Source organism: Streptomyces sp. NPDC004610 (genome assembly GCF_040609715.1).
Taxonomy (GTDB): Bacteria; Actinomycetota; Actinomycetes; order Streptomycetales; family Streptomycetaceae; genus Streptomyces.
Map to the genome: position 1 here is coordinate 3,965 of NZ_JBEXLA010000080.1, position 7,631 is coordinate 11,595.

The following is a 7,631-nucleotide window of genomic DNA, read 5'->3' on the forward strand; positions in this document are numbered from 1 at the left end:
ACGACCGCCGGAGGGCCGGACGACCGCCGGAGGGCCGGACGACCGCCGGAGGGCCGGACGACCGCCGGAGGGCCGGACGACCGCCGGAGGGCCGGACGACCGCCGGAGGGCCGGACGATCCGCCGGAGGCGAGCCGCGTCAGGCCGACGGGAAGACCGTAGACCGTTCCGATCGGCGGAGGCCGGTCGGTCGTGCCGGGGCCACGGAGACCGTTCCGGTCGGCGGAGCCGGTCGCGGCGGGGCCGTGCGGGACGGACTGTCAGTGGGGCGTGGCAGGATCGGGGGCGTGGCAGAAAAAGCATCGAAGAAGACCGAGACCACCCCCGGCGGGAGCCGTCCGCGGCTGATGCTCATGGACGGGCACTCGCTGGCCTACCGCGCGTTCTTCGCGCTGCCCGCGGAGAATTTCACCACCGCCACGGGCCAGCCCACCAACGCGATCTACGGCTTCGCCTCGATGCTCGCGAACACACTGCGTGACGAGGAGCCCACGCACTTCGCGGTGGCCTTCGACGTCTCCCGCAAGACCTGGCGCTCGCAGGAGTTCAGCGACTACAAGGCGAACCGCTCCAAGACCCCGGACGAGTTCAAGGGCCAGGTCGAGCTGATCGGCGAGCTGCTCGACGCGATGCAGGCGCCCCGGTTCGCCGTCGACGGCTTCGAGGCGGACGACGTCATCGCCACGCTCGCCACCCAGGCCGAGGCCGAGGGCTTCGACGTCCTGATCGTCACCGGCGACCGTGACTCGTTCCAGCTGGTCAGCGAGCACACCACGGTCCTGTATCCGACGAAGGGCGTCTCCGAGCTGACCCGGTTCACCCCGGAGAAGGTTTTCGAGAAGTACGCCTTGACGCCCGCCCAGTACCCCGACTTCGCCGCCCTGCGCGGCGACCCCTCCGACAATCTGCCCGGCATCCCGGGCGTCGGCGAGAAGACCGCCGCCAAGTGGATCAACCAGTTCGGTTCCTTCGCCGAACTGGTCGACCGGGTCGACGAGGTCAAGGGCAAGGCCGGGCAGAACCTGCGCGACCACCTGGAGTCCGTCAAGCTCAACCGGCGCCTGACCGAGCTGGAGCGCGGCGTCGAGCTGGACCGCTCGGTCACCGACCTGGCCCGCGCCCCGTACGACCGCAAGGCCGTCGCCCTGGTGCTGGACACCCTGGAGATCCGCAACCCGTCCCTGCGCGAGCGGCTCTTCGCCGTCGACCCCGGTGCCCAGGAGGCCGAGGTCACCCCCCTCGTCGCGGACGGCGTGGAGCTGGACGGCGCGGTGCTGGCCACCGGCGACCTGGCCCCCTGGCTCGCCGAGCACGGCACCGGCCCCCTGGGCGTCGCCACGGTCGACACCTGGGCTCTGGGCGCCGGCTCGGTCGCCGAGGTCGCGCTCGCCACCGCCGCCGGACCGGCCGGCTGGTTCGACCCGGCCCAGCTGGACGAGACCGACGAACAGGCGTGGACGTCCTGGCTGGCCGACGCGGACCGCCCCAAGGTGTTCCACAACGCCAAGGGCGCCATGCGGGTCTTCGCCGAGCACGGCTGGAGCATCGCCGGTGTCGGCATGGACACCGCGCTCGCCGCCTACCTGGTCAAGCCCGGCCGCCGCTCCTTCGACCTGGACGCGCTGTCCCTGGAGTATCTGCACCGCGAGCTGGCCCCCGCCGCCGCGGCCGACGGCCAGCTCGCCTTCGGCGCCGACGACGCCGCCGAGGCCGAGGCGCTCATGGTGCAGGCCCGCGCGGTCCTCGACCTGGGTGACGCGTTCGGGAGCCGCCTCGCGGAGGTCGGCGCCGCCGATCTGCTGAGGGACGTGGAGCTGCCGACGTCCGTGCTGCTGGCCCGGATGGAGCGGCACGGCATCGCGGCCGACCGCGGTCATCTGGAGCACATGGAGCAGATGTTCGCCGGAGCCGTCCAGCAGGCGGTGAAGGAGGCGCACGCGGCGGCGGGACACGAGTTCAACCTCGGCTCGCCCAAGCAGCTCCAGGAAGTCCTCTTCGGCGAGCTGGCCCTGCCGAAGACCAAGAAGACCAAGACCGGCTACACCACGGACGCCGACGCGCTCGCCTGGCTGGCCGGCCAGACGGACAACGAACTGCCGGTCATCATGCTCCGCCACCGCGAGCAGGCCAAGCTGCGGGTGACGGTCGAGGGCCTGATCAAGACCGTCGCGGCCGACGGCCGGATCCACACCACGTTCAACCAGACGGTCGCCGCCACCGGCCGGCTCTCCTCCGTCGACCCCAACCTCCAGAACATCCCGGTCCGCACCGACGAGGGCCGGGCCATCCGCCGCGGCTTCGTCGTCGGCAGCGGCTTCGAGTCGCTGATGACCGCCGACTACAGCCAGATCGAGCTGCGGGTGATGGCCCACCTCTCCGAGGACGAGGGCCTGATCCGGGCGTTCACCTCCGGCGAGGACCTGCACACCACCGCCGCCTCCCAGGTCTTCGGCGTCGAGCCCGGCGCCGTCGACGCCGAGATGCGCCGCAAGATCAAGGCCATGTCCTACGGCCTGGCGTACGGGCTGTCCGCCTTCGGCCTCTCCCAGCAGCTGAACATCGAGGCCGGCGAGGCCCGCGCCCTGATGGACGCCTACTTCGAGCGCTTCGGCGGCGTACGGGACTATCTGCGCCGCGCGGTCGACGAGGCCCGCGCCACCGGCTACACGGCGACCCTCTTCGGCCGCCGCCGCTACCTCCCCGACCTCAACAGCGACAACCGTCAGCGCCGCGAGGCCGCCGAGCGCATGGCCCTGAACGCGCCGATCCAGGGCACGGCCGCCGACATCGTCAAGATCGCGATGCTGAACGTGGACAAGGCCCTGCGCGAGGCCGACCTCACCTCCCGGATGCTGCTCCAGGTCCACGACGAAATCGTCCTGGAGATCGCCCCGGGCGAGCGCGCCGCGACCGAGACCATCGTCCGCCACGAGATGGCCAACGCCGTCCACCTGAGAGCTCCGCTCGATGTCTCGGTGGGCGTGGGCGCGGACTGGGAGTCGGCGGCGCACTGAGGAGCGACGCGCGGCGCCTCCGGCGGTGTGCGGCGTACGCGCGTCGATCCCGGGCGCGGGCTGCGGTGCTCGGCTGACCGGGGCGGCGGGTTTGCGCCAACCGGGTTGGCAGGCCCAGGGCCCGCGCCGACCGGTGCTGCCGGGGCACAGGGGCGCGGGCGCCGGGCGGTCCGGCCGTCCGCAGACCTCCGCCTACCGGCGCCGGGGGAGATGTGGCGTACGTACTCCCTCCGCGCGCGCTGAGCGAAATACGGCCTACGGCTTCGGCCCACCCGCGCCTGAGAGGGTGGGCCGTTGGCTTCACCCCCCGGCGCGGGGAGGGGCGTGGCGTACCCCGGTACTCCTCCTCCCACCCGCATCGGAGGAGATGCGGCATACCGCTCGCGCCCCCTGCGGCGGGGGAACCGTGTCCTACGGCTCCCCCCACCGACTCCGGAGGACCGACGCCGCGTCCGCCCACCACCCCACAGCCTCTTTGCCCTCCCCCCGCTCCACGCCCCTCAGCCCCTTCGCCCGCCCCCAAGCCCCTCAGCCCGGCCCTACGCCCCTCAGCCCCTTCGCCCGCTCCCACCCTCCCCAACCCCTCCGCCCGCCATCACTCCCTTGGCCCCCGCAGAAACGCCCCCGCCTCCCCGGCCCGTCAGGATGCCGCCATGGGTATACGCAGGCTCCACCGCCGGCCGGCGCCCGGTACGCCGCTCCCGCCGGTGCCGGTCGTAGCGGCCGACGCAAGCACTGCCCGCCTCGCCCCCGGCCTCGCCGCGGCCCTGCGCCACCGGGTGACGGACCTCCGGCGCCGGTGCGTACCGCGCAGGGCGCCGGTAACGACCCGCCCCGGCGCCGACCCACCGGCCTGGCGGCTGTGGGGCGATCTGACCCGCGGCTACATGGCCATGCTCCTCACCCTGCTGCCGCGCACCCGCAGAACCCACCGCCCCCGCACCTTGACGGTGTTCACGGCCCCGGCACTCATCGCGCCGCCGCGCCCTCCCCGCCCGCGCTGAACCGCCCGCGCAGGACCGCCTCCGCTGAGCCGCCGCCCGAGATCCCCCGCCCCCTCACCGACTCCCGGCCCGTTCGCGCGCCCCCTTCTCCCCGCCCCCGCTGAACCGCCCCCGCTGAACCGCCCCCGCAGGACCACCGCCGCTGAACCGCCGCCCGAGATCCCCCGCCCCCTCACCGACTCCCGGCCCGCTCCCACGCCCCCTTCCCCCCGCTCCCGTCCCCACCCCCACCAGCCCGCGCATACCTCCGCACCCGCACCGTCACCCCGTACCACACCACCCCCACCAGCAACCCCGCCCCGCCGCCGAAGCAGACCGTCGGGATCAGCTCCCACGGCTCGGCGACGGCGCTCCGCCGACCCCACCAGCTCACCGCCCGCTCGACGGCGGCCAGCACCGCGATCCCGGCGATCACCAGCAGAGCCAGCACCCGATCCCGCCCCGACAGCACCGGCACCCCCGCGGGGACCCCGGACGGCGGCGACCCCACCGGACCCTCACCAGCGGCGCACCCCCTCCCCGGAACCCTCCGCAACCCCCGCCCCACGAACACCGCGATGACCAGCGCCGCCACCGCGGACCCCCCGTACTGGAGGTACCAGTACAGCGGCGACCCCGCGATCTCCTCGCCCAGGACCGGGAAGACCCGCATGCCCCACCGGTCGAGGTGGGTGAACGCGTCCCACACCACATGGGTCAGCGCCCCCAGCGCCGCCGACACGTACCACCACCACACCGTCGAAAACCGCACCCGCGCGCGGGGCGCCCCGCAGCGCAGCAGCGCCGCCACCCGGTGCTGCCGGTCCGGCGGCAGCAGGGCGACCAGCGGTTCGCGCACCACCAGCCACAGCCCCACCAGCGCCCAGGCCACCGCCACATCGACGGTGAGGACGCCCGGCAGGGAGTGCGTGACCTCGCCGTACTCCATCGCGTCCGACAGCACACTCGCCGCGTAGTAGGTCATGTCGGGCGCGAAGGTGCCCGCGATCAGCGCGGCGGGCACCAGTCGGCCGCGGCCGGTCCCGTCGGTGCGGATCAGGGGCAGCACGGCCGCCGCATGGCTCAGCGTGAACGGCAAGACGGACTCCCGGTGTCGGCGAACAGGACTCTTCGTGACAGACGTGCACCGGACCGCCCCGGTTCGTCCAGGACGCGGAAGCATGACGCACAGGCGCGGGCCCGGCGCGTCCACGGAGATGATCTCCGGCGGTCTTCAGTATCCGCGACGGCCATGGAAGCCTGGACTCCGTGTCCGGGGGACCGGCGCGACGCCAAGCGGACAACGGCATATGGCCAAGTGGTGAAAATCGGGCAGGAACGGGTGCCCGTGCAAAGGAAGTTGCCGTAGGGTCACGTGGGCTGACACGCGGGAGCGCATTCCGTGCGACGCGGGTGCAACTTTCGGGCCGCTCCGTTCGTCCCACAGGGGCGGGCACGGCACGGCACGGCGGGCATCCGCTCGACGCGGCCCATGGGCACGGACGACGCACGCGCGGCAGGACATCGAGGGCAGAAAGAGGCGGGCGCTCGGGCGTCCAGGGGAGGGGTTCCGTACATGGCGGCGCATTTCGGCAGTCGGCTGCGCAAGGGAGCGGCGACCACCGCCGTGGCCGCGGCGGCGGTCGCGGCATTGTCCGCGTCCCAGGCCCCCGGGGTCACCTCCGGCGACCAGGGCAGACAGACCACCGCCGACTCCCTCCCCTCGGCCGACGCGACCGTGGACGACGACAGCGCGACCGGCAACTCCCCGTACTACACGGATCTGCCGCCGCTGACCACGCCGACCCCCTCGGTGACCGCCGCGACCGGCGGCACCGCCGTCGCCACGGGTGACGCGGAGGCCGGCATACCCGCGACCGTCCTGGACGCCTACAAGAAGGCCGCCGCCGCGCTCGGCTCCGCCAAGCCCAGCTGCAATCTGCCCTGGGAACTCCTCGCCGCCATCGGCAAGGTGGAGTCCGGCCAGGCCCGCGGCGGCGATGTGGACGCCGACGGGACCACGATCAACCCGATCCTCGGCCCCCAGCTCGACGGCAACGGCTTCGCCCTCATCCGGGACACCGACAACGGTGAGTTCGACGGCAACGCCGAGTACGACCAGGCCGTCGGCCCCATGCAGTTCATCCCCTCCACCTGGGCCTGGGCGGGCCGCGACGGCAACGGCGACGGTGTCGAGGACCCCAACAACATCTACGACGCCGCCCTCGCCGCCGGGCACTACCTGTGCCGCTTCGACTGGGACCTGTCGACCTCGGCGGACCTCAGGAGCGCGATCCTCAGCTACAACAACTCGACGGAGTACTACAACACGGTCGTGTCGTGGCTGGAGTACTACCGCAAGGGCACCCACGAGGTCCCGGACGGCAGCGGCACCCTCCCGGTCGACCGCAGCGACGACGACCGCCCGGCCAGTACACCGCCGCCCGCCACGGAGTCCCCGGAGGCGAGCCCCCGGCCCACCCCGCCGCCCGCCGAGCCGACCCCGCCCGGCGGCGGCCCGTCGACCCCGCCCACCACTCCGCCGACCACCCCGCCCGGTACGACCCCGCCGCCCACCACCACCCCGCCCACCGCGACGGACCGGGTCCACCACCTGGAGGACGCGGGCACGCCGGAGCTCACCGCGATGGCGGGTGACGCGTTCGCCGCCAAGCCCTCCGCGCGCGCGGAGGACAAGGACGACAAGGGCGTCGCGAAGGTCCGGGTCCGCTTCAGCATCCTCGGCGACACCGACGCCACCTTCAGCGGCGGCGAGAAGGTCGCCGTGGCCGTCACCGACGCCTCCGGCAAGGCGGTCGCCCCGGCCCTCCAGGCGGGCGAGCAGACCGGCGACTTCACGGTCCGCGCCACCCTCGTCGGCCGCACCCTCGCGGGCCTGGACCACACGGCCACCGTCACCGCCCGCGCCGCCGACACCCTCACCACGGTCGGCGACCCGGCGCTGACCTGTGTCGCCGGGGGCGAGTTCGCCGACGAGATCACGCTCAAGGCGACCTACAAGGGCGCCGCAGCGGACGGCGTCGCCGCCACCGCGACCCTCATCAAGTCCGTCCTCGACCCGACCGCCAACGACAAGGGCCCGTACTTCAAGGACGCCGACAACAAGGCCGTCCGCACGCTCACCGGCCTGACCACGGACGCGGACGGCCAACTGAAGCTGCCCAAGCTCTACGCCGACGACGCCGTCGGCACGTACCTGCTCCGCGTCACCACCACGGGCGGCGCCACACGCACCCTGATACTGACGGTGACGAAGCCCGACCCGACCCCGGCCCCCTCGGACAGCGCCCCGGCCTCCCCGAGCGCCAGCCCATCACCCTCCGCCTGACGACCGACCCCGGCAACACACCCAGGGCGCCCCTCCACCACCCCGGACGGGCGCCCTCGGCACACCCACCGAACCGCAACCCCGCCCGCCGCACGCCCTACGCCCACCCCAGGGGGCGGCGCCCGCTAAACCCACCCCAGGGGGCCGCGTCCGTTACGCCCGCCCTGGGAGCCGCGCCCACAACACCCGCCCTAGTGTGATGCGCCGGAAATCCTGAGGGTTAGTTCTGGCCTGTTTGCTGGCCGGCGGTTCCGACTTTGGTGAGGTAGTCGGCGAGAGAGTTGAG

At 73.5% G+C, this 7,631-nt stretch carries 4 protein-coding genes; 3 read left to right on the forward strand and 1 reads right to left on the reverse strand.

Annotation, left to right across the window (positions count from 1 at the left end):
• Positions 1 to 286 precede the first annotated feature (286 nt).
• Positions 287 to 3,013, forward strand: coding sequence for a DNA polymerase I (polA, locus tag ABZX40_RS41280; protein ID WP_355751328.1), 2,727 nt, complete (start codon positions 287 to 289; stop codon positions 3,011 to 3,013).
• A 653-nt stretch (positions 3,014 to 3,666) separates the two neighbouring features.
• On the forward strand, positions 3,667 to 4,017 hold the full coding sequence (locus ABZX40_RS41285) for a hypothetical protein (RefSeq protein WP_355751325.1): 351 nt from the start codon (positions 3,667 to 3,669) through the stop codon (positions 4,015 to 4,017).
• Between the two features lie 172 nt (positions 4,018 to 4,189).
• On the opposite strand, the gene ABZX40_RS41290 is transcribed toward ABZX40_RS41285, so the two are convergent.
• Complete coding sequence (locus ABZX40_RS41290; RefSeq protein ID WP_355751322.1) at positions 4,190 to 5,095, reverse strand: DUF4184 family protein; 906 nt, start codon at positions 5,093 to 5,095, stop codon at positions 4,190 to 4,192.
• A 477-nt stretch (positions 5,096 to 5,572) separates the two neighbouring features.
• On the opposite strand from ABZX40_RS41290, the gene ABZX40_RS41295 reads away from it, so the two are divergent.
• A complete protein-coding gene (locus ABZX40_RS41295; RefSeq protein ID WP_355751320.1) occupies positions 5,573 to 7,345 on the forward strand; it encodes a lytic transglycosylase domain-containing protein in 1,773 nt (590 codons plus the stop codon).
• The last annotated feature ends 286 nt before the right edge of the window (positions 7,346 to 7,631 follow it).